Consider the following 22240-nt stretch of genomic DNA (forward strand, 5'->3'; position numbering starts at 1 on the left):
CCGGCTGATGGGTCGAATGTCGATGAGGGTGGCACGATCGAGTACACCGTGACGGTGTCGCAGGTGGGTGAGGCCGAGTACGAGGGTGCGTCGCTGGTCGATGACCTGAGCGATGTGCTGGATGATGCCACCTGGGACGACGAGCTGACCGCGTCGGCTGGCACGGTCGGTTTCGATGCGGCCACGCAGGTGTTGTCGTGGTCGGGTGATCTGGCGGTGGACGAGGTCGTGACGATCACGTACTCCGTCACGGTCACGGGTGAGGGTGACACCCACCTGCACAATGTCGTAACCAGTGATGGCTGTGCGTCGGTGGAGGTGTGTGAGACCGAGCATTACACGGCCTCCTACACGACGGTGAAGACGTCGGATCCGGCGTCGGGTTCCGATGTGCAGGTTGGTGATGTGATCGAGTACACGGTGACGGTGACGCAGTCGGGTCAGGGTCGTGTGGTGGCGCAGTTCTTCAACGACGACCTCACCGGGGTGTTGGATGATGCGACGTTCAACGATGACATCGTCGCCTCGGACGGGACGTTCACGTATGTCGATGGGGTGATCTCGTGGACGGGTGATCTGGGTCCGGGTGATGTGGCGACGGTGACGTATTCGGTGACGGTGACCGCTGCTGGTGACACGTTGATCGGGAACACGGTGCAGTCTCCGGGTTGTGAGGCGGCTGCTGATTGTGAGACCGAGCATCAGACCGGTCGTTACGAGACGGTGAAGACCTCTGACCCCGCCTCGGGCAGCGATGTGCAGGTCGGGGAGGTCATCGAGTACACCGTGACGGTGTCGCAGATCGGTGCGGGGCCGGTGGAGGATGCGTCGTTCGCCGATGACCTGACGGCGGTGCTGGATGACGCGACCTGGAACGATGACCTGGCCGAAAGTGGCGGGTCGGCGGATTACGCGGAGCCGACGGTGTCGTGGTCGGGTGATCTGGCGGTGGATGCCGTGGTGACGGTGACGTATTCGGTCACGGTGACCGGTGCGGGTGATATGAGCCTGGCCAACGTGGTCACCAGCGACGGCTGCCTCGACGAGGCGGGTTGCACCACGACCCACCTGACCGGTGACTACACGGTGGCCAAGACCTCGGTCGCCGCACCCGGCAGCGATGTCGCGGTGGGTGAGACCATCACCTACACCGTGACGGTCGCGCAGCGTGGTCCGGGGGCGGTGACGGATGCGTCGTTCGATGATGATCTGTCGGCGGTGCTGGATGATGCGACCTGGGACGACACCCTGGTCGCCAGTGCGGGCGAGGCCTCGTTCGACGCGGATGCTGAGACCATCGAATGGTCCGGTGATCTTGCGGTGGGTGCGGCGGTGACGGTCACCTACACGGTGACGGTGACCGGTGAGGGTGACATGACACTGACCAACGTGGTGTTGCCGGGTGAGGACGGTGAGTGTGTGCCGGCGGCGGACGGGAACCCGGAGTGCACGACCACGCATGAGACGGGCCGGTTCACCTACGCGAAGATGGCCGACCCGATCCACAACAGTGACGTGCAGGCCGGTGACACCATCACCTACACGGTCACCGTCACGCAGGTCGGTCCCGCCGGGGTCGCGGCATCCGTGGTGGATGACCTGACGGACGTCCTGGATGACGCGTCCTACAACGGGGATGTCGCGGCCACTGCCGGTACGGCGACCGTCGAGGGACCGACGCTGTCGTGGGCCGGTGACCTGGCGCCGGGTGATGAGGTGACGATCACCTATTCGGTGACGGTGACCGGGGCTGGTAACACCACCCTCGCCAATGTCGTGACCACGCCGTCCGAAGCCGGCGATTGTGTGACGGCGGAGGATGGCACCGAGGAGTGCCGCACCATCCACAAGACCGGCGGGTATGTCTACGCCAAGACCGCGGACCCGGCATCCGGGGCCACCGTGCGTGCCGGTGACACGGTGACGTACACGGTCACCGTCACCCAGCGTGGTGAGGGTGCGGTCACCGACGCGGTGGTCACCGACGACCTGTCGGGGGTGCTGGATGATGCGACCTGGAACGGTGACGCGGCCGCCAGCAGCGGCACCGTGGCCCGGGCGGGGAACACCCTGACCTGGACGGGTGATCTCGCGGTGGGGCAGACTGCCACGATCACCTACTCGGTGGATGTGACCACCGCCGGCCCCGCGCAGTTGCGCAACGTGGTGACCAGTCCCGACGAACGGGCGATCTGCGATCCCGAGGGCGTGTGCACCACCCAGCACGACGTGCCCGCACCGCCACCACCCCTGGCCGTCACCGGCGGCACCATCGCCTGGACGACCGCCGCGCTGGGGGCCCTGCTGCTGCTGATCGGCGCGGCGGCGCTCCAGATGCATCGCCGACGTGCCTCCAAGGCGCTCGATGGACCGGTGATGTGATCCCTCCTCGGATCAGCACCGCACGCTGTGCCCCGCCCGTCCCGACGGCGGGGCACAGTGAGGCCTTTCCATAGCGCGACGCGCACGGAATCGCCAATCGGTTCGCGGCCGGGGGACCGCGGACGTATCCTCACAACAACGACCGATGACTGGGGCCGACGAAAGAACGTATCCGAAGTGTGGCTAGAGCAGCGGCTCCATGTCGGAGTGCCGCGGGTGCCCGGCGATGTCGTCTCCCGATCGCGGCTGCTGCCACTGCTCGACAATGGCGCGCCGCTGACGGTCGTACGCGGCGCGTGTGGCGCGGGCAAGACCGTCCTGCTCCACGAGTGGGTGAGCAAGACCGACGGCCGCATCGCGTGGGTCGCAGCCGACCGGGATCACGCCGACAGTGCCGCCCTGGCACGCATGATCCTGCGTCATCTGCGACCGGCCAGCTCGGAACAGCCCGCCGACCAGGGCTGGGGGGCGGTTCGCGACTGCCTGGCCGAGTACGGTGAGCCGGTGACGGTCGTGGTGGATGACGCTGCGATGCTGCACCGCGACGCGCTCGTCGATCTCTGCGAAGCGGTCGCCGCGTTGCCGTCGCTGCGCGTCGTCGCCGCATCCAATCGCCGTACTGTTCTCGACAGCGACGGTGTCGGTCTGCGGGTGGACCGATCCGTCGTCGGGCCGGTCGAGTTGATGTTCGACGAAGACGAGGTCTGTCGCGCCCTCGGGGTCGACGGCGAGATCGCGGGAAAGATCCTGGAAGCGACCAACGGCTTCCCCGCCGTCATCCACGCGATGGCGCGCCACACGCTGCCCGGTGACGACGCGGCACTGCTGCACGCGGCGGTGGAGGCCGTCGAGGAATACATGCGGATCCGCATCGCCCGCTCCGGTTACGACCCGACGCTCATCGCCACGCTGCTCCGCCTCAGCTTCGCGGAAGAGCTGGACGTGTCGCTCGCCCGCGACCTCGGAGGCCACCCCCACGCCGCGCGGTTCCTCGATGAAGCGGAGAGCTACGGCTTCGGATCGTGGAACACCGGCGGTTCGGAACGCCTGTTCCGCTTCGCCCCGTTCGCCCGCGAACTCCTGCGGCGTGAACTCGATCGCCGTCACGCGAGCGAGCTCCCGCAGCTGCGACGCACCATGATCGCGTGGAACGTCGCGCGGGGCGCTCCGACAGAAGCACTGCGCGCGGCGATCGAGAGCGACGACCTCGAGAGCGCGCGTCGCGTGGTGATGGTGTCGTGGCACGCGTTGCTGAACGACGGCAAGAGCGTGCGCGAGATCCTCAGTCCCGTGCCGCTCTCTGCCCTGCGAGACGAGCCGCTCCTCGTGATGCTCCTAGCGGTCTGCTACAACGGCGTCCGTGTACGACGACTGCGCGGGCTGCAGCTGTTCCGGATCGCTGTGGCGGCGGCGAACTCGCAACAGCCCGAGGTGGGCGCCGCGGATCGGCTGTTCATCTGGGTTGCTGAGAGCGCCGCGCTGCGCGTCCTGGGGATGCCCGACCGTGCGGCAGACGTCGCGATCCGCGCGATGCGGCTACTCGCCGACACCTCGGAGGAGGACAAGGAACCGTACGCCGCGCAGGTGCCTTTGCTTTGCGCGCAACTCGGCATCTCGCTCTACTATGGCGGTCATCAGCGGCAGGCGATCGAGTGCTTCGCGTTCGGCGTCGCTGTCGCGGCGGCCGGGGATGCCGAACAGACTGTCAGCAATCTCTCGATGCTCAGCGGCATCCACGCGCTGAACGGTGATCTGCCCGAGGCGCGGCACTACGTCGAGATCATCCGGGAGGGCGACTGGCCCCGTGGCTACCTGGACGGATATCACGGCACGTTCTATCGCGTGGCCGAGGCGATCCTCGCACTCGAGGAGGGCGACGGGGCACGCGCCGCGGAGCACGTCGCGGCGTTCGAGCCCCATCGCGCGACGAGCGAGCACTGGCTCACGATGGCCGCCGTCGAGGCGCTGACCGCCCTGCGGCTGGGTCAACCGGCGATGGGTTCCGCCAGGCTCGAGTCGCTTGTGCAGGTGCGAGGGCGCGAAGGCCACAGCGCCGCCGCGCGCCGATCGTTGAGCTGTGTTCGCGCGCTTCTTCATCTGGCGCAAGGAAGGATCGAGGCCGCGAAGGCGGTGCTGCACAAGGACGCCCCCGAAGACCGGTTCGAGACGATCGTGGAACGCGCGCGCATCGCGCTGCTCGACGATCGCCCGCGCGACACGATGCGCATCCTGAGCCAGACCCGCATCCAGCCGACCACGTCCCGGCTGCGGGCCGCGGCGGCGGCGCTGCGCACGGCGGCGGTCCTCCGGACGGCAGGCGTCGGGGCGGCCCGTCACGAGGCGCTGACCCTCGCAGCGCTGCTGTGCGACCGAGAGATGAGGATGCCCCTGGCCCTGCTCCCGCCTGCCGACGCTACCGCCGTGTGGCAGCTTCTCCGCGACGAAGCACCGTGCGCGATCCACCCCTTCGAGTCGGTCCTACCGCCGTCGCTCAGCGCACCGCCCCTGACCGAGCGCGAGTTGATCGTGCTCCGTGCCCTCCCCTCGGGCAAGCCGCTGACCGCGATCGCGACCGAGCTCGGCGTCTCACCCAACACCGTCAAGTCACAGGTCAAGAGCGTGTACCGAAAGCTCGGGGTGGGTGGCCGCGAAGAGGCGGTCGCCGAAGCAGGCGCCCGCCACCTCCTCGCCGGTCATGAGTGACACACCCGCCCGCGGCGTCGCGTGCGCCATGGGTCGTCCCAGCAGCGGGTGCGCCGATGCGCCCGAGATCGACCTCAGCTGCTCGTGAGGCGGCGTCGTGACAGCACGATGCCGAGGCCGGCGAGGATCACCGCGATCGCTCCAGCGGGCAGGAGCGGCGAGATGGCGCCGCCGCCGGTGGCCGGCAGATCACGTGCGTCGCCGGTGTTGGTGAGCGTGAGCTCGGCCAGCTCCTGGTCACGCACCAGCTCCATCGGCAGCGTCACGATCCCGTCGGCATCCGGCACCAGTGTCTGGCCGTCCACGGTCCAGACCGGGTCGCCCCACTCGATGCCAGGGATTTCGGGCAGCGTGCCCTCACGCCCCTGGATGATCGATCCGACCGGGAAGTACGGCGAGTAGACGGGCACGCCCGGCTCGAGGGCGACGTCCTGCTGAGGGACGTTGTCCCACCACCACTCGAGCGGGAAAGTCGTGCCTGCGGGAAGGCCGGTCGCGGCATCCCCGTCCACGACCTTGGTCACGGCCCAGCGGGTCATACGCTCGACCGTATTGGTGACCTCGACGAGGGAGGTGTCGTCCGCGCCGACGACGAGGAAGTGGCCGGGGTTCCATGTCGTACCCGCCCACTCGTTGCCCGGGGGCAGCGCGGAAGCATCCGGAGCCGCCTCGTCGAGGCGCACGATCGTGCCGACCGGGAACTCCACGGGACCGCCGGCCTCGTCGATCGGTCCGGCCGGAGTACCGTCGGCGGGGATCTCGAAGCTGCCCGTGACCAGCTCCCCGCCGGGAACCAGGGCGGTGTACTCGATGGTGAACGAGTCGACGAGCAGCTCGGAGGCCTCGATGCCGACGAGGTCCTTCGCGACCTGGAATGTGTCCGTCGTGACGACGGCGCTGTTCGTGAGCGTCGACGACACCGTCGCCTCCCCACCCGCGCCGATCACGAGTTGAGCGGGATCGAACGTCGCGTCATCCCACGCGACGTGGCGCAGTCGCGGCGGGTCGAGCTCGGTGAACGTGACGACCGTGCCGTAGGGGAAGGTGAGCGGCTGTCCGTTCCCATCGAGGGGGTTCACCGGAGTGCCGTCGGCGGGAAGCCGCACGATCCCGCCCGAGACGCTGCCCGCCGGGGTGGTGGCAGTCCACTCGACGGTGAACTCGAGACCCGGCGGGAGGAACTCTCCGGCATCACCTTCGAACGCCTTCGACAGTGCGAACGTGCCCTCATCGAGGCTGTTCGCAACCTCGATCACGACATCCCCGTCGGAGCCGAGGGGGATCTCGGCGATCTGGTCGAAGCCGCCGGACGGGTACTCCGTCGTCACGCCGTCGACGGTCACGATGAACACCGGGTCGGCCCAGGCCGAGGCATCCGTCGGCTCGCCGTTCAAGGTCGGCACCTGCTCGGCGAGGTCGAGGGTCTCGCTGCCGGTCTCGAGATCGAGAATCGTCACGGGGTCGCCCACGGGCAGGTCGATGGGGTCGCTGCGCGTTCCCGGAGGGTCGACGTTGTAGGTGACGGTGTAGCCGTAGGCGGGATCGGATGCCTCGCCCTCCGCCGACTTCACGATCGTCACCGTCCGCTCATCCACCGGTGAGATCACGTTCGTCAGCGCGACGGCGATCGTCGAACCGTCCTCGCCGATCGTGAACGTCTGGCCGGGGTTCCACGTGACGCCGGACCACTCGTACCCCGCCGGCGGGTCGATGCCGGTGAGGTCCTCGGTCAGCGTGATCTCGGTGCCCACGGGAAAGTCCTGGCCGACGTCGACGGGTGTGCCGTCGAAGGGTACGTCGAGCGTGCCCGTCCCGATCTGGGCGCCGCCATAGACTGCGACCCAGTCCACGGGGACCGTCGCCTGCGGCGGCGTGCCGCCGGTGCCTCCGGACTCATCCTCGATGGTCTTCGAGACGCTGAACGTGCCGGTCTGCGCGGTGGCGGTGTTGGCCACGACGATCTCGGCGGTGCCGGCGCCGACCGTGAGCGGGTTGGGTGAGATCGTCGGTGATCCCCACTCGAAGCCCGGCACGCTCTCGGGGGCGACCTCCTCGAACTCAATGCTCGTACCGAGGGGGAACTGCGCCCCAGCTGCTACGGGGCTGCCGTCGGCGGGCAGCTCCATCGTCCCGGTGAGGACTGAGCCGTCCGGTTCGGTCGCAGTGTAATTGACGGTGAAGGTGGTGCCGGCGGGAAGTTCTGCTGGTTCGATTCCGTCGAGCGACTTGCGTACGGCGAAGCTGCCACTGTCGGCGGTGCAGCTGAGCTGACCCGCGAACAGGTACGAATGGACCTCCCCGCCTGCGATCGTCACGTTCCGGCCCAGCACCTGGCCGTCCAATGGTGCGGCGGTGACGGTCACGTCGGCGGTCGGCGCGTAGATCGACCCGTCGATGCGTCCGCCCTCGGCGGCCGTGACCGAGACCGGTCCGGTCACCGCGGAGAGGTCCCAGAGGATGTACGGGGAGTACACGCCCTGGGGATCCGAGCGTGCGCCCGTCACCTCGGTGGTCCCAGCAGCGACCCGGATGATGAGCGGGTTGGCCAGCCCCGGTGTGGGCCCGGGGGAGTACTGGATCAGGGCCGTCCCGGCGATGTCGGCGTAGTCCACGATGTTCGGTTGGTCCGGGCTCAGCGGCTCCAGCACGACTCGCGCCCCGGCGTCCTCCGCCACGCCGACGGGGTAGCCGGCCCCCGTGGGCAGCCCCGCGAGGCAGTCGGCGGCCGCCTCGTAGGAGGCTTCGGCATTGGCCTCCACGTAATCCGCGACCGCCGTGCCGGACGTGTCGGCGGTATAGATGCTGCCCTCGCCCACCGCACCTGCCGGCGGTGAGGCATCCGCCGGATACTGCTGGCTCGTGGCATCGATCAGCGGCGTCTGATCCGGGTTGGAGGGGTTGGTGTTCAGCCGGAGCCAGTCGGCACGCGCGAACGGCTGCCAAGGGCCGTCGCGTTCGACCATCTTGAGATCGCCGTGCAGCGACGGTTCGGTGGTGCCGGCGCTCGTGATGGCGAGGATGCCGGTGCTGGCCTCGTCGTAGTCGCCGACGAGGAAGCGCGTCGGGTCGCCGTCGACGGTTGGGAGGGTGTAGTCGCCCGTTCCCGCCGCCACGTGGATGATCGTGTACGTTCCGCTCGAGCCCTGCACCGTCGCCGTGCCGCCGACGGCGATGCTGCCCTCCGTCTCCTGGTTCTGCAGCAGCGCGTCCTCGCGGGCGTACACGGTGAACCCGCCGTTCATGCTGAACGGGTTGAACGTGTCGGGGTAGGCCGCATGAGCCGGCGTCGCCAGCGTCGCGTCGACGGCCACCGCACCGGTGGCCGCCATGACGACGGCCGCGGCCGAGGCCACCGCACGTCGGAGGAAGTGTCGTCTGGCACGGCTCATGTCAGGGGATCCGTTCGAGAGCGTCGGGGCAACTCAGGCCAGTACACCACAGCGGGCGCGCGGGCTCCACGGTCGGTCTTTCGTTGCGCCGGCCGGGAGACGATGATGGTGTCGTGGCCACTCTCGACGATGTCCGCGCCATCGCGGTGGCGCTGCCGGGAACCGAAGAGAAGGTGGACGGCCATCGCGGCGGCGCGTCCTGGCGCACAACGGCCGGCATGTTCGTGTGGGAACGCGGACCCTCGCGTCGCGACGACGAGCAGCTCGCCGCGCTCGGGCGGTCCTGGCCGGCGGGGGCCGTCGTCGGCGTCCGGACCGACGGGGTACAGGTCAAGGAGGCCCTCCTCGAGACGTATCCCGACGTCTTCTTCACGATCCCGCACTTCGACGGGTACCCGACGGTGCTGGTCCGGCTCGAGGCGATCGAGCTGGACCTCCTCCGCGAGGTGATCACCGACGCGTGGCTCCTGAAGGCGCCCAAGCGGATCGCGAAGGAGTGGCTCGCCGCCCACGCTCCTGCCCCCTAATGAGCCCGTGGTCCGCGCCGAGCCGTCGCGAATGGCCGGGTCTCCGGCATCCGTGCGGCCATTTCCGCCGTTTCGGCGGCGAGACGGGGGTGGGAGGGAGAGGCTCGCTCGACAGGGGGAGCGAGGGGGATGCTACGGCTGGTGGCCGGGCCGCCGGCCGGCAGGTAGGTTCGGGCTGTGACGACGACCGCCCCGCGGCCTCGATGGCTGCTGCCCACGATGGTCGGCTACCGCCGTGCGTGGCTGGGCAGCGACCTGCTGGCCGGGCTGTCGGCCGGAGCCGTCGTGGTGCCGCAGGCGATGGCCTACGCGACGATCGCGAATCTGCCCGTGCAGGTAGGCCTCTACACGTGCATCGTGCCGATGTTCGTCTACGCGCTCTTGGGCGGCAGCCGCGCGATGAGCGTATCGACGACCTCGACGATCGCCACGCTCACCGCGACGACCCTGGTGTCGGCGGGCGTCGCGTCCGGATCGAAGGATCCACTGGGCTCGCTCATGATGCTGACCCTGCTCGTGGGTGCCTGTCTCGCGCTGGGTCGACTGTTCCGGCTCGGCTCGCTCGTCGAGAACATCAGCGGGGCGACGGCCCTCGGCCTCAAGATCGGGGTGGGAGCCACGGTCGCCGTCGGTCAGGTGCCGAAGCTCCTCGGCGAGACGACCGACGTGTCTGGCGAGGGGTTCATCGCCGCCGTGCTCGCGGTCGGCGGTGCGTGGCACAGCGTCAACTGGCCGACGGTCGCACTCTCTGCAGCGTCGATCCTGGTGCTGGTGCTGCTCAGGCGGTTCGCGCCGCTCGTACCGGGTGCGCTCATCGTGGCCGCCGGCGGAATCCTGCTGGTGGCGTTCGGCGACGCCACGGCCGCCGGCATCGCCCTGATCGATCCCGTCCCCTCGGGCCTGCCGTTGCCGGGCATCCCGGACTTCACACACATCCTCGCGCTCGTCCCCGGTGCCCTGGCCATCGCCGTGATGGCCTTCCTCGAGTCGGCGGCCGTGGCCCGCGGCATCCGTCGCAAGGGCGAACCGCAGATCGACAGCGACCAGGAGCTCTTCGCTGTCGCCGGGGCGAACGTCGCGGGCGCCTTCTTCGCGACCATGCCCGCCGCCGGCGGATTCTCGCAGAGCGCGATGAACCAGGGAGCGGGGGCGAAGACGCAGGTGTCGACGCTCGTGACCGTCGCCCTGGCCGTCGTGGTCGCAGTCTTCCTCGGTCCGGTGCTCAGCCTGCTACCCGAAGCGACACTCGCCGCGATGGTGTTCGTCGCCGTGGCCGGATTGATCAACGTTCCCCAGCTGGTGCGGTGGGCGCGGATCAGCCCGATGGACTTCTGGGTGGCTTTCGCCGTCGCGCTCATCGCCCTCACCGCCGGGCTGCTGCCGGCCCTCGCGGTCGGAGTGGTCGTGACGCTGATCCTGGTGCTGCGCGAGGTCAACACCCCGGAGCTGTCGATCGTGGGGCGGGTCGCGGGAGCGATGGCGATCCACCTCGGCCGCGGGATGTACACCGCGAACGCCCAGCCGAACGAGAGGGCGATCCTGTCGCTGGCGGTGTCGCAGCATCCGCCGGTCAGTTGTGTCATCCTCGACGTCGAGCGGCTCACCGTGCTCAGCATGACCGTGCTCGACACTCTGGAAGACCTCGACAGCGAGCTCGGCGAGCGGGGGATCGTCCTCCGGCTGGCCCGGCTCCCGGAAGCCGCGACGAAGGTGGCGCGCAAGACGCCCTGGTACGCCGGGCTCGAGGGGCAGGGGCGAGTGCACCACACGGTCGAGGAGGGGTTGGCAGCCGCCGCGGCGGATCACGGCGGTGTGCGCGCAACCGCTGACGGGGGTTAGGGTCGAGCCGTCCGCACCCTCGTCAGAAAGGCGCGACCATGAACGACGTCCTCCCCTCCTGGCGCGGCACCTCGACGCGGGCCGCGATCACCGAGTTCGTCGCCGCCGTCACCGACGAGGACTCGCCCGACTTCGTTCCCCACGAGGGCCGCATCGCCGTGTTCGACAACGACGGCACGCTGTGGACCGAGAAGCCGATGCCGACCCAGCTGCACTACCTGCTCGAGCAGTGGAAGCTGGCGGCGGCAGCCGACCCTTCGCTCGCCGAGCGTCAGCCGTACCGCGCGGCGGTCGACGGCGATTACGCGTGGCTGGGCGCGGCCATCGACAAGCACTACGCCGGCGATGACTCCGATCTGGGTCTGCTGATCGGTGCGGTGGCCGCGTCGTCAGCGGGTGCCAGCGTCGAGGAGTACGAGGCATCCGTCGCCGCCTTCTATCGCGAGGCGCGCCACCTGACGCTCGGCAGCTCATACGCGCACACCGTGTACCAGCCGATGGTCGAACTGATCCGCCTGCTCGACGCCCACGACTTCCGCACGTACATCGTGTCGGGTGGCGAGCGCGACTTCATGCGACCGATGACGCAGGACTACTACGGCATCCCGGTGCAGCGCGTCATCGGCACCGGAATGTCGCTCGAGTACGACGCCGAGACCAACGTGGTGCGCTACGGCACGGCCCTGTCCTTCTTCGACGACGGCCCCGAGAAGCCGGTGCGCATCTGGATGCGCACCGGACGCCGACCCATCCTGGCGGCAGGCAATTCCAACGGCGACATTCCGATGCTGCGCTTCGCGCAGGGCAACCCTCGCAGCCTCGGCCTTCTCGTCCACCACGACGACGACACCGGCCGCGGTGACGCCCCCTACGACAAGGGTGCGGAGCAGGCGCTCGAGGTCGCTCCCGCCCACGGGTTCACCGTGGTCAGCGTGCGCGACGACTGGTCGCAGGTCTTTCCGGCGGCGGGCTGAGCCCGAACGCCCCCGCGCGTCCGGGCGGGGGCGAGCGGCGCCGACCCCTAGCCTGGCTTCGTGACCCGCGCCGCGCCCGCCGCACCGCCGCCTCCGCTCTCGCCGAGCCTGCGGGTGCTGCTGGGCCTCGCGGCGTCGGTCGTCGTGCTGGCGGGTTTGTTCCTGGCACGTGACATCTTCGGCCCGCTCGCGCTGGCGATCGTGCTGGTGGTCATCTGCGAACCGGTGCGTCGCCCGCTCGAGCGCCGCGGATGGCCTCGGTGGAGCGGCACGACCGCCGTCATCGTCGTCGTGTACCTCGTGCTTGCGGGCATGGCCGCGCTGTTGTGGTTCGCGGGCACCCAGTTCGCCCGCCTGGTGGTCGACTACGTCGACGAACTGCGCGCCAGCGTCGACGAGCTGCTCGGCTGGCTCGAGTCGGCGGGTCTGCATCAGGAGGCGACGGATGCCGCGGCGGCGGTGCTCGATCCGCGGACCCTCGTGGAGCTGGCATCGAGTCTGGGCGGCACGATCCTCGCGGTCGCGACCGCACTCTTCTTCGTCGTCGCGTACGTGATCTTCATGACGGCGGACGCGGCACGCTATCGCGGCGCCGATCGCCTCTTCGGCGCCGAGCGGCGACCCGTGCTGGCGCGCATCGGACGCCTGAACCGGGGCATCCGCCGGTACTACGTGGTGAACGCGAGCTTCGGTGCGATCGTGGCCGTCATCGACGGCCTCGCACTGTGGGCGCTGGGCGTGCCCGCGCCCGCGGTGTGGGCGATCCTCGCCTTCGTCACGAACTTCGTGCCCAACATCGGCTTCGTGCTGGGTCTCATCCCGCCCGCGGTGCTCGCCTTCGTGGTGGGTGGCTGGCCCATGCTGCTGGCCGTGATCGCGATCTACAGCATCGTCAACGTCGTGCTGCAGGTGCTCGTCCAGCCGAAGTTCATCAGCGACGCGGTGGACCTGAGCCTCACGCTCAGCTTCTTCTCGGTGGTGTTCTGGACCTTCGTCATCGGCCCTCTCGGTGCGATCCTCTGCATCCCGCTGACGCTGTTCGTGCGGGCGCTGGTGCTCGAAGGCGACCCGGGCGCGCTCTGGCTGCGATGGCTCTCTGGCGACCACTCCGCGATTCCCGGCAACGCCGCGGCCGCGGCATCCGCTCCCTCGTCCCTCATCCCGCAACGGAGGCAGCCATGACGCACACGTCCAGCGAGACCACGTTCGCTCGGCCCGCGCCGGCGGGCGCCGGCGCCTTCGACACCTCGAGCGAGCGCTCGCTCGAATCGCTCGCCCTCGCTGCCGGCGCGGTCGCATTCGTGCTGGTCGCACTGGTCGCGCTGGTCGTGTTCGGGTTCCAGGCGGCGCCGATCTCGGGGCCCGGGTCGGTGGGGCAGTTCGCGGCGATCGCGTCCGGCATCGTCGCGATCGCGGCCGTCCTCGCCGGCAGGATCCTGCTGCGGCGGCGAGGCTCGGCCTCCCGCGCCCGACCGCTGGACTATCTCGACCTCGCCGCCCTCGCGTTCGCGCACGGGGTCATCGCGCTGCTCGGCTGGACGCTGCTGGCGGTCATCCTCGAGCAGGCCTTCATCGGCGCCGAGGTGTTCGCGTTGCCGGTGCTCATCCTCTCCGGCGCCGCGGCGGCCATGAGCGGCTACGTCTCGTTCTTCTCGGCGACGCACATGGATCTGCAGCTGCTGGCGGCCGTCCTCGCGGTGTTCCTCGTGCTCGGAGTGCTGGCGAGCATGCTCACGGCCAGCGACCCCGACTGGTGGAAAGACAACCTCAGCGCCCTGGGCATGTCGTCGAACGTGTCGGCGTTCGCGTTCAACATCACGATCATCGTCGCCGGCTTCCTCGTGACGACGCTGGCTCGCTACGCCACCCGCGGCATCCCCACCGCCAACCCCAAGGGCATCGGTCGCGTCCGGGTCTGCCTCATCGTGGTGGGCGTCTTCCTGGGCCTGGTGGGCGTGTTTCCCGTCGATCAGTTCTTCGCGGTCCATACCGGCGTGGCCTCGGGCATGGTGGTCGCGTTCGGCGTGCTGGTGATCGGGCTCCCGAGATGGATCACCGGGATGCCGCGGCCCTTCGTCGTGGTGGGCTGGCTGTTCCTCGCTGTGACGCTGGCGCTCGCGGTGCTCTTCGCCGTCGGGTACTACACGCTGACGGCGGTGGAGCTGGTGGCCGGCATCCTCGTGTTCACGTGGATCGTGCTCTTCATCCGCAACGGTGCCGCACTCGAGCAGGACACGCGCCGTGGATGAGGCGACCTGGCACCGGCGCACGCGGGTGCCCCTCACCGTGGCGTCGATGCTGTACCTCGTCGCCTACTCGTGGCGGGTGATCGCCGACCTCTCCGGCCCGCCGCACGCGATCGCGACCACGGTGATCTTCGTGACCTGGGCGATGTTCGTCGCCGACTACCTCGTGCGGCTGGCGCTGGCGCGGCAGCGGTGGTTGTGGTTCCGGACCCACCTGAGCGCACTGGCGTTCACGCTGATGCCGGTGCTTCGCCTGGTGCGGCTGCTGCGTGCCCTCACTCACGTGCCCGGGCTGCGGCCGACCGCGGGCGGGCTGCTGCGCACGCAGATCATCGTCTACGGCGTGGGCGTGGCCGGCATCCTGATCTACATCGCCTCACTGGCGGTGCTCGAAGCCGAGCGCCACTCGCCCGACGCGAGCATCACCTCGTTCGGCATCGCCGTCTGGTGGGCGTGCGTGACGGTGACCACGACCGGCTTCGGCGACTACACGCCGGTGACGGATGCCGGTCGCTGGGTGGGTGTCGGGCTGATGTTCGGCGGTGTCGCGCTGGCCGGCATCATCACCGCCACGCTCGCCTCGTGGGTGGTGGAGCGGGCTACCAAGGGGCACGATGACCGGCAGCCGGCGACCCGGGGGGAGATTCGCGAGCTGATGGCCAAGATCGATGCGCTGTCGGCGCCAGGAGGCGGCGCCCGCGACGACGAAGGCCGCACCCCGTAGGGCGCGGCCTCGGCTCGATCGTCGTGACGGTCAGCTCAGGAGCTTGGCCTTCGCGGCGGCGAACTCGTCGTCCGACAGGATGCCCTGCGCGTGCAGCTGCGCGAGCTGCGTGAGCTTTGCCATCATATCGTCGCCTCCTGCGGGCGCCGCCGGAGCGGCGGCAGGTGCGGCCGCCTGCTGAGCAGCCACAGCTTGCGCGGCCGCCTGCTGCATCGCGGCCTGCTGCTGCTGCGCCTCATAGGCCTGCGCCTCTTGCGCCTGGTAGGCCTTGTTCTGCTGGCGGCGGGCGATGCCGCCCGAGACCGCGGTGGCGGTTCCGGCCACGACCGCGGTGCGGGCGGCCATTCCGATGAGACCGGGGCGTCCGAATCTTCCCAGTGGCATGTCTTCCTCCTTGATCCTTCTCAGCTCAGTCGGCGTGCTCGGCCAGGAACGCGTTCACGATGGGGGCGGGAACGCCCTCGCGGGCGATGACGGCACCGCCGGCGTCGTAGAGCGCCGACGCGAAGGCCTTCGCCCACAGCAGCTCGATGACGAGGATCGCGGCTGACGAGCCCGGTTCGAGGCCTGCGGCCAGCTCGGCGATGTCGTCCTCGCCCGCCAGCCCCGCCATGTCGAGCGGGGGAACGTCTCCGTCATCGATCGTGTCGGACAGCTCGAGGATCTCGAGTTCTCCTTCGGGCGATCGCCGAGCGAACACCAGGTCGAGCACGTTCACCGTGCCGGCGGCGACGAGGTCGTCGACCGCCTTGAGCACCGCGGGACCGGGGCGGTCGCCGTCGAAGGCGATCGCATAGAACTCGATCGGACCGTAGTCGAATGTCGTCATGTCTCCTCCTGATCCTGCGCCGGCTAGGCCGCCAGCGCCTTGGTCTTCAATGCGTCGAACTCGGCCTGTGAGATCGCGCCCGCGTCGAGCAGCGACTTGGCCTTGGTGATGTCGTCGGCAGCGCTGGACGCTCCGCCCGCGGCCTGCCGGATGTAGGCGTCCTGGGCCGAGCGCAGTGCCTCGGCCTGCGCGACCGAGCGCTTCTGCATGCCCGCGCCGCGGGCGATGAGGTACACCAGCGCCGTCAGGAACGGCACGAAGATCAGGAAGAGGATCCACACCGCCTTGAGCCAGCCGTTGAGCGACTCATCGCGGAAGATGTCGCCGATGATCGAGAAGACGACCATCAGGTACGCGACGAAGACGAAGATCGAGAAGATCCAGAGCAGGAGGTCCCAGAAGCCCATGGTTGTGCGGTACCAATCGTCCGGACGGGCCGTATGCCCGTCGCTGCTATGAACCTAGCGGCCGGCTTCCGCGACGGCATCCCCTGATCCACATGAAACCGCGGTGAACATCTCGGCCGGGGCCGATCGCCCGCGTGGTGCGGGTGCCGGGGCGCCGGATGCCGCGATCATGAGGGCATGAGCCCCGATGACGAAGCCTCGCGCCCCGGCCGGTTCATGGGCGTCCTCGCGGGCCTCGATCACCCGCTCGCCACCGGGTTCCTGGTCACGATCGGGGTGCTCGGCGCGCTGCTGCTGGGTTCGGCCCTCGCGACGATCTCGACGATCCTCGTGTACATCGTGCTGGCGATCTTCCTCGCCGTCGCCCTGGATCCGATCGTGCGGCTGCTCGAGCGGCGCGGCGTGCGGCGCGGCGTGGGCATCGCGATCGTCTTCTGCGGGTTCGCGCTGCTCATGGCCGCGTTCCTGATCTTCGTGCTCCCGCCCGTGATCGCGCAGGTCGTCGAGCTCGTGGAGGCCCTGCCCGAGGCGATCGCGGCCCTCCCCGAGTCGGACTGGTTCGCGCGGCTCACGCCCGAGGCGCAGGCGGCCATGCTCGCCGGTCTCGCGCAGCTCTCGGACTGGATCGCGTCGCCCTCGACGATCGCCCTCCTTGGTGGTGGCGTGCTCGCGGTGGGCGCGGGGATCGTCGGCGGCATCTCGGCGGGTTTCATCGTCGTGGCACTGACGCTCTACTTCCTCGCATCGCTCGCGGCGACCAAGCAGGCGATGTATGCGTTGACGCCGGCACGCGGTCGTGCACGTGCCGAGGAGCTGACCGAGCGGATCACCGCGTCGGTCGGAAGCTCCCTGATCGGATCGGTCATCCTTTCGTCGATCAACGCGGGCGTCGTCTTCGCGCTGCACCTCGTGATCGGGCTGCCCTTCCCGGCGCTGATGGCGGTCGTGGCGTTCGTGATCACCCTCATCCCGCTGTTCGGGTCTGTGATCTTCTGGGTGCTCGCCACGACCGTGGCGTTCTTCACGAGCCCTCTGCAGGCACTCATCTTCGGCATCGCCTACTTGATCTACATACAACTCGAGTCCTATGTCGTCAGCCCCCGCGTGATGAACCGGGCGATCTCGATCCCGCCGGCGCTCGTGCTGATCGGCGCCCTCGTCGGGGGCACGCTCATGGGCATCCTCGGGGTTCTCCTCGCGTTGCCCGTGATGGCGTCGATCCTGCTGATCATCCGCGAGGTCGTGATCCCGAGGCAGGATCAGAAGACCTGACAGCCGACGGGGTCAGTTGAGCGCGGACGTGAGCCGCGCGACCCCGTCGAGGAAGGTCGCTTTGGCGGGTTGGCGTCGCCACTCTTCGAGGGTCAGCTCCCGGCCGGCGTCGCGGTAGCCCTGCTCGACCTGGCGCATCGCCGCCACGAACGTTGCGCCGCGGACGAGGAGCGAGACCTCGCTGTTGAGACTGAACGAGCGGATGTCCATGTTGCTCGAGCCGATCACGGCGATGTCGTCGTCGATCGAGAAGTGCTTGGAGTGGAGGATGAACGGCGGCGGGTAGAGGAAGATCCGCACTCCCGCTTCGAGCAGGGACGTGTAGTACGAGCGCTGGGCGTGGTAGACCAGGCCCTGGTCGCCGATCTCGGATACGAACAGCTGCACCTCGAGGCCGCGCTGGCACGCCGTGGTGATGGCGTAGATCATGGCCTCGTCGGGAACGAAGTACGGGCTCGTGATGATGACCTTCTCCGTCGCCCCGTAGATCAGCGACAGGAACAGGCGCAGGTTGTTCTCGGTCTCGTACCCGGGGCCACTCGGGACCACCTGGCACAACAGGGCGTCGGGGGAAGCGGGGCGCTCGAGCTCGCTGACCGGCACGCGTTCCGCGGTGAGCTCTTCGCCCGTCTCGATCAGCCAGTCGGACTGGAAGACGGCATCGATCGCTGCCACCGTCGGACCGGTGACCCGCGTGACCAGCTCCTGCCACTGCAGGCCGCGCTCGATGTTCTTTGGCGCGTCGTAGGAGCGGGCGATCAGGTTCTGCGAGCCGAGGAAGCCCACGCGACCGTCGACCACGACGATCTTGCGGTGGTTGCGCAGATCGGGGCGCTGGTACTCACCCTTCAACGGCTTGACCGGGAGCATGTAGGCCCACTTCACGCCGATGCGGTCGAGCTCGGCCACCGTCGCGTCGCTGACAGTCACCTTGCGCGACGCGATGTAGTCCAGCAGCACCCTCACCGTCACCCCACGGGAGACGGCACGTTCCATGGCCGCGAAGAAGCCGCGAGTGGTGTCGTCGAACCCGACGATGTAGAACTCCACGTGCACGTGATGCCGCGCCTCATCGATCGCCGCCGCCATCGCGTCGATCGACGCCTGGTAGTCCCCATACAGTGTCGCCTCGTTGCCTCTGGTCGCCGGGAGCGCCGTGAGCGCCTGGTTCTGCTGCACGATTCGCTGGAACCAGCGCGGCTCGCCCTCGGTGGGCTCGTCGAGCCCGGCCCGGTCGACAGCGGTGCGGATGATGCCGTCGATGCGAGCCTGCTCGGAACGCCGCTTCTTGGGAAGCTTGACGTTGCCGATCAGCAGGAAGAGCAGGATGCCCACCACGGGCAGCAGGAAGATCAGCAGCAGCCACGACATCGCCGCGGTGGGCTTGCGCCCCCGGGGGATGACGATCAGCGCGATGACGTTGATCGCGAGGATGGCGAGGGCGCCGATTCCCCAGGTCAGATTTGCGAGCGCAGAGTCCACGCCCCCGAGTCTGCCCTGTGATCCTCGCTCGCGCGTCGCACGGATCGCACGATGTCGGTGGGTCTACGACTCGCCGTGGGACGTCCTGAGCTTCTCCAGCACGCGGTCCAGGTTGAACGCCGCGGGCTCCTGCCGCGGTGGGAACTCCCCGAGCGTCTGCAGCATCCGTGCGACGTACGACTGAGCCGGGACGAGGAGGAACACGCGGGACAGCATCCAGTCGAAGTACGTGTTCGAGGTGATGTCGGCGCGCTCGAAGGGATCCGTCCGGAGGTTGAAGATCTTCGGCGCCCGCAGCTCGGTGTACGGCTCGAGCCACACGTTCAAGGTGCCGGCTGCCCGCTGCTCGAGGAACACGATCTTCCAGTTGTCGAAGCGCAGCGCGGTGAGGTCGCCGTCGTCCGAGACGTAGAAGAAGTGGCGACGGGGGCTCTCGTCGGTCTCGCCGGTGATGTAGTCGAGCTGGTTGTGCCCGTCGAGGTGCACCTTGTACGCGGTCCCGGCGAGCTCGGTGCCCTGCTTCAGCCGTTCCGCCACATCGGTGTCGCCGGCGGCCGCGAGCAGCGTCACGAACCAGTCGTTGTGGCTCACGATGCCGTTCAGCGTCGTGCCCGCGGGAATCCTGCCCGGCCAGCGGACCATGCAGGGCACGCGGTACGCGCCCTCCCAGTTGGAGTTCTTCTCGTTGCGGAACGGCGTCATGCCGGCGTCGGGCCAGCTGTTCATGTGCGGGCCGTTGTCGGTGGAGTACATGACGATGGTGTCTTCGGCCAGCCCCAGCTCGTCGAGCAGGTCGAGCAGGCTTCCCACGACATCGTCGTGATCGAGCATCGTGTCGTGGTACTCCGACTGCCAGCGTCCTGCCCGGCCCTTGCTCGCTTCCTTCGTGTGGGTGCGGAAGTGCATGTGCGTCGAGTTGAACCACACGAAGAACGGGGTGTCGTCCTCGGCCTGCCGGCGGATGAAGTCCGCCGCGGCATCCCGGAACTCCTCGTCGCACGTCTCCATGCGCTTCTTGGTGAGCGGTCCCGTGTCTTCGATGCGCTGCGTGCCGTCTTCGTTCGCCCACGAGTGGATGACCCCGCGCGGCCGGAACTTCTCGCTGAAGCCGGGGAACTCCTCGTCCGTCGGGTAGTCCGGGTGCTCCGGCTCCTCCTCGGCGTTGAGGTGATAGAGGTTGCCGAAGAACTCGTCGAACCCGTGCGCGGTCGGCAGGAACTCGTCGCGGTCGCCGAGGTGGTTCTTGCCGAACTGGCCGGTCGCGTAGCCCTGGTTCTTGAGGGCCGTCGCGATCGTCGGGTCCTCGGCGCGGAGCCCCACGTCCGCTCCCGGCATCCCGACCTTCGTCAGCCCGGTGCGGTAAGGGTTCTGACCGGTGATGAAGGCCGCGCGGCCGGCGGTGCAGCTCTGCTCGCCGTAGTAGTCGGTGAACTTGACGCCCTCGTTCGCGACGCGGTCGATGTTGGGCGTGCGGTACCCCATCAGCCCGTCGGAATAGGTACTGAGGTTCGAGATGCCGATGTCGTCACCCCAGATGATGAGGATGTTCGGCTTGTCTGCCATGTCTGCTCCTGACGTGATCCCGCGACGGACGGCTACGACCTGATCAAAACAGTTCCGTCGCTCCGCTGGCTAGAGGCGCGGCGCGATTGCCCCCGGCTGTCTCGAGACGTCGCGAATGGCCGCTCGCGCGGCGTTCACCCGGCCGTTTGCGACGTCTCGGCGGTGGTGGCGGGGTGGCGGGGGTGACGGCGGGAGGGGACGGGCGGGAGTGGGGAGGGGGCGGGCGGGAGTGGGGAGGGCGTGGGCGGGGAGGGGGCGGGGGTCAGGCGTCGCGGGCGCAGCGGAAGCCGATGTGCGACATGCCGGTGTCTTCGGCCTGCGGGGAGCGGGCCGCGGGGCGGAAGCGCAGGCAGTAGTCGGGTGAGCACAGGTGCGAGCCGCCCTTGAGCACGCGCCGGGGGATCGCGGGGAAGCCCTCCTGGGCGCTCGCCGCGGCCAGCAGGTTGGTGCGCTTTCCGGCGTCGACCGGGCTGTCCGACAGGCGCAGGTGCCGCGGCGTGTAGTAGTCGCTGGTCCACTCCCACACGTTGCCGGTCATGTCGTACAGCCCGAAGCCGTTGGCGGGGTACGAGCCGACGGGTGCGGCATCCCCCACGCCCTGGTTGTCGTACGGGAAGCGGCCGAGCCACGAGTTGGCCTGCGCGATGCCGCCCGGGTAGGGCTCGTCGCCCCACGCGAAGCGCGCACCGTCGAGTCCGCCCCGCGCGGCGAACTCGTGCTCGGCCTCGGTGGGCAGGCGCATCCCGGCCCACTGTGCGTAGACGTTGGCGTCTTCGAACGCGATGTGCACGACGGGATGCCGCAGCCTGCCGTCGATCGACGACTCAGGTCCGAACGGCCGGCGCCAGTGGGCGCCGGGCTGCCATCGCCACCAGTTGCGCCAGTCGCTCAGGTCGACGGGCCCGGGCGTCGGCGTGAAGACCATGGCGCCCGGCACGAGATCGGCGGGATCGGCGCCCGGGAAGTCCGCCGGATCGAGTGCCCGCTCCGCCACCGTGACGTACCCGGTGTCGTCGACGAACGCGGCGTACTGCTCGTTGGTGACCTCGTACCGGTCGATCCAGAACGGCGCTATCTCGCGCTCGTGCACGGGCTTCTCGTCGGGGTAGAAGTCCTCGGACCCCATCCGGAACACGCCGCCTTCGAGAAGCACCTGGTCGTGGCCGGAGCGGCGTACGGGGGAGGTCACGCCTCCCACCGTATCCCGTCGTTCTGAGGGGTCAGAAGCTGCCGATTCCCTTGCCGATCACCACGACACCCATGGTCAGCAGGAGCACGGCCATGATGACCGCGTTCTCTTTGGCGAGCCAGGCGTGCAGCGCGTCGAGCGGGCCACGCAGCTTCTCGGCGGCGACGAGGTAGCCGACCACCGGCACGAGGACGGTGGATGCCGCGATCAGCGTGAACACCGCGATCACGAGCGCGCTCGAGCCGCCGTCCAAGGTCGCCGAGCCGATGGTGACCCCGGCGCTCACCGCGAGCAGCAGGTTCTTCGGATTCACCGCCGACAGCAGGAACCCGAGGCCGAGCGCCTTGGCGAATGAGATGGAGTCGATGGCCTGCATCCACTTCGGCAGGGTGGGGTGGTCGCCGGCTTTCGGACGACCGCGCCACTGCCGCAGTGCGAGCACGAGCAGCAACGCGCCCAGCAGCAGCTGAACGACGCCCTTGATCGGTTGGGGGCTGGTCGCGTCCTGGTCGGGCAGCACCGACGACAGCAGAGTGAAGACCGTGACGGCGATGACGATGCCGAGCACCCACCCCGCCAGGAATCCGGGTCCCGTCAACCGCGCCTTGCGAGACAGGAGCATGAGGATCGCCGCGATGATCGGCACCGGACTGATCGCGATGCCGAGGGCGAGAGGGAGGATGTCTCCGATGACGGTACCCATGTGGGCTCCTG

The 22240-nt window shown here is 69.0% G+C and carries 17 protein-coding genes and 1 pseudogene; 9 read left to right on the forward strand and 9 right to left on the reverse strand.

Annotation, left to right across the window (positions count from 1 at the left end):
* Positions 1–2382: pseudogene (locus tag K0817_RS03145) on the forward strand (DUF11 domain-containing protein); the annotation flags it as partial.
* 216 nt (positions 2383–2598) lie between these two features.
* A complete protein-coding gene (locus tag K0817_RS18680) occupies positions 2599–5085 on the forward strand; it encodes a LuxR C-terminal-related transcriptional regulator (protein ID WP_219979918.1) in 2487 nt (828 codons plus the stop codon).
* A 74-nt stretch (positions 5086–5159) separates the two neighbouring features.
* Here K0817_RS18680 and K0817_RS03155 read toward each other — a convergent pair whose 3' ends face one another.
* Positions 5160–8474, reverse strand: coding sequence for a DUF5979 domain-containing protein (locus tag K0817_RS03155; RefSeq protein ID WP_219979919.1), 3315 nt, complete (start codon positions 8472–8474; stop codon positions 5160–5162).
* 113 nt (positions 8475–8587) lie between these two features.
* Here K0817_RS03155 and K0817_RS03160 point away from each other — a divergent pair, with 113 nt between their 5' ends.
* The 4 genes from K0817_RS03160 (at position 8588) to K0817_RS03175 (ending at position 12996) form a co-directional block, all read left to right on the forward strand.
* Positions 8588–9001 carry an MmcQ/YjbR family DNA-binding protein gene (locus tag K0817_RS03160; RefSeq protein ID WP_219979920.1) on the forward strand — a complete coding sequence of 138 codons (414 nt, stop codon included), beginning with the start codon at positions 8588–8590 and terminating at the stop codon, positions 8999–9001.
* A 177-nt stretch (positions 9002–9178) separates the two neighbouring features.
* Positions 9179–10840: a SulP family inorganic anion transporter gene (locus K0817_RS03165; protein WP_253735151.1), complete on the forward strand. Its 1662-nt coding sequence runs from the start codon at positions 9179–9181 to the stop codon at positions 10838–10840.
* Between the two features lie 38 nt (positions 10841–10878).
* Entirely contained in the window at positions 10879–11814 is a 936-nt protein-coding gene (locus tag K0817_RS03170; RefSeq protein WP_219979921.1) for an HAD family phosphatase, read from the forward strand.
* A 60-nt stretch (positions 11815–11874) separates the two neighbouring features.
* On the forward strand, positions 11875–12996 hold the full coding sequence (locus K0817_RS03175; protein ID WP_219979922.1) for an AI-2E family transporter: 1122 nt from the start codon (positions 11875–11877) through the stop codon (positions 12994–12996).
* On the opposite strand, the gene K0817_RS18770 is transcribed toward K0817_RS03175, so the two are convergent.
* A complete protein-coding gene (locus K0817_RS18770; RefSeq protein WP_374209518.1) occupies positions 12971–13216 on the reverse strand; it encodes a hypothetical protein in 246 nt (81 codons plus the stop codon). The two genes, K0817_RS03175 and K0817_RS18770, sit on opposite strands and share 26 nt — an antisense overlap.
* Before the next feature lie 262 nt (positions 13217–13478).
* On the opposite strand from K0817_RS18770, the gene K0817_RS18775 reads away from it, so the two are divergent.
* Together K0817_RS18775 and K0817_RS03185 are read left to right on the forward strand one after the other, a co-directional pair.
* A complete protein-coding gene (locus K0817_RS18775) occupies positions 13479–14063 on the forward strand; it encodes a DUF998 domain-containing protein (protein WP_374209524.1) in 585 nt (194 codons plus the stop codon).
* On the forward strand, positions 14056–14784 hold the full coding sequence (locus tag K0817_RS03185; protein WP_219979924.1) for a potassium channel family protein: 729 nt from the start codon (positions 14056–14058) through the stop codon (positions 14782–14784). The genes K0817_RS18775 and K0817_RS03185 overlap by 8 nt, the downstream gene beginning before the upstream one ends.
* Before the next feature lie 30 nt (positions 14785–14814).
* On the opposite strand, the gene K0817_RS03190 is transcribed toward K0817_RS03185, so the two are convergent.
* From K0817_RS03190 to K0817_RS03200, 3 genes are read right to left on the reverse strand one after another with little or no spacing between them, the layout of a single operon-like run.
* Positions 14815–15168 (reverse strand): SHOCT domain-containing protein, encoded by a 354-nt coding sequence (locus K0817_RS03190; RefSeq protein WP_219979925.1) that lies wholly within the window; start codon positions 15166–15168, stop codon positions 14815–14817.
* 25 nt (positions 15169–15193) lie between these two features.
* Positions 15194–15613: a DUF6325 family protein gene (locus tag K0817_RS03195; protein ID WP_219979926.1), complete on the reverse strand. Its 420-nt coding sequence runs from the start codon at positions 15611–15613 to the stop codon at positions 15194–15196.
* A 23-nt stretch (positions 15614–15636) separates the two neighbouring features.
* Positions 15637–16020 (reverse strand): SHOCT domain-containing protein, encoded by a 384-nt coding sequence (locus tag K0817_RS03200; RefSeq protein WP_219979927.1) that lies wholly within the window; start codon positions 16018–16020, stop codon positions 15637–15639.
* Positions 16021–16197: 177 nt separating this feature from the next.
* Between K0817_RS03200 and K0817_RS03205 the strand changes: the two genes are divergently transcribed.
* Positions 16198–17292, forward strand: a complete 1095-nt coding sequence (locus tag K0817_RS03205) for an AI-2E family transporter (RefSeq protein ID WP_219979928.1) — start codon at positions 16198–16200, stop codon at positions 17290–17292.
* A 12-nt stretch (positions 17293–17304) separates the two neighbouring features.
* On the opposite strand, the gene cls is transcribed toward K0817_RS03205, so the two are convergent.
* The 4 genes from cls to K0817_RS03225 form a co-directional block, all read right to left on the reverse strand.
* Positions 17305–18774 carry a cardiolipin synthase gene (gene cls / locus K0817_RS03210; protein WP_219979929.1) on the reverse strand — a complete coding sequence of 490 codons (1470 nt, stop codon included), beginning with the start codon at positions 18772–18774 and terminating at the stop codon, positions 17305–17307.
* Between the two features lie 63 nt (positions 18775–18837).
* Positions 18838–20337 carry an arylsulfatase gene (locus K0817_RS03215; RefSeq protein ID WP_219979930.1) on the reverse strand — a complete coding sequence of 500 codons (1500 nt, stop codon included), beginning with the start codon at positions 20335–20337 and terminating at the stop codon, positions 18838–18840.
* A gap of 262 nt (positions 20338–20599) precedes the next feature.
* Entirely contained in the window at positions 20600–21526 is a 927-nt protein-coding gene (locus tag K0817_RS03220; protein WP_308211860.1) for a formylglycine-generating enzyme family protein, read from the reverse strand.
* 31 nt (positions 21527–21557) lie between these two features.
* The gene (locus K0817_RS03225; RefSeq protein ID WP_219979931.1) at positions 21558–22229 is read right to left on the reverse strand and encodes a GAP family protein; all 672 of its coding nucleotides are present in this window, start codon (positions 22227–22229) and stop codon (positions 21558–21560) included.
* Between the last annotated feature and the right edge of the window lie 11 nt (positions 22230–22240).

Source organism: Microbacterium sp. HD4P20 (assembly GCF_019449275.2).
Classification (GTDB): Bacteria; Actinomycetota; Actinomycetes; order Actinomycetales; family Microbacteriaceae; genus Microbacterium.

Excerpts from the sequence above, each read along its gene's own strand:
- K0817_RS03155 (WP_219979919.1), bottom strand. The coding sequence starts at position 8,474 with ATGAGCCGTGCCAGACGACACTTCCTCCGACGTGCGGTGGCCTCGGCC.
- K0817_RS03170 (WP_219979921.1), top strand. The coding sequence starts at position 10,879 with ATGAACGACGTCCTCCCCTCCTGGCGCGGCACCTCGACGCGGGCCGCG.
- K0817_RS18770 (WP_374209518.1), bottom strand. The coding sequence starts at position 13,216 with ATGCCGGACGCGATCGCCGCGAACTGCCCCACCGACCCGGGCCCCGAG.
- K0817_RS18775 (WP_374209524.1), top strand. The coding sequence starts at position 13,479 with ATGGATCTGCAGCTGCTGGCGGCCGTCCTCGCGGTGTTCCTCGTGCTC.
- K0817_RS03190 (WP_219979925.1), bottom strand. The coding sequence starts at position 15,168 with ATGCCACTGGGAAGATTCGGACGCCCCGGTCTCATCGGAATGGCCGCC.
- K0817_RS03195 (WP_219979926.1), bottom strand. The coding sequence starts at position 15,613 with ATGACGACATTCGACTACGGTCCGATCGAGTTCTATGCGATCGCCTTC.
- K0817_RS03200 (WP_219979927.1), bottom strand. The coding sequence starts at position 16,020 with ATGGGCTTCTGGGACCTCCTGCTCTGGATCTTCTCGATCTTCGTCTTC.
- K0817_RS03205 (WP_219979928.1), top strand. The coding sequence starts at position 16,198 with ATGAGCCCCGATGACGAAGCCTCGCGCCCCGGCCGGTTCATGGGCGTC.
- K0817_RS03215 (WP_219979930.1), bottom strand. The coding sequence starts at position 20,337 with ATGGCAGACAAGCCGAACATCCTCATCATCTGGGGTGACGACATCGGC.
- K0817_RS03225 (WP_219979931.1), bottom strand. The coding sequence starts at position 22,229 with ATGGGTACCGTCATCGGAGACATCCTCCCTCTCGCCCTCGGCATCGCG.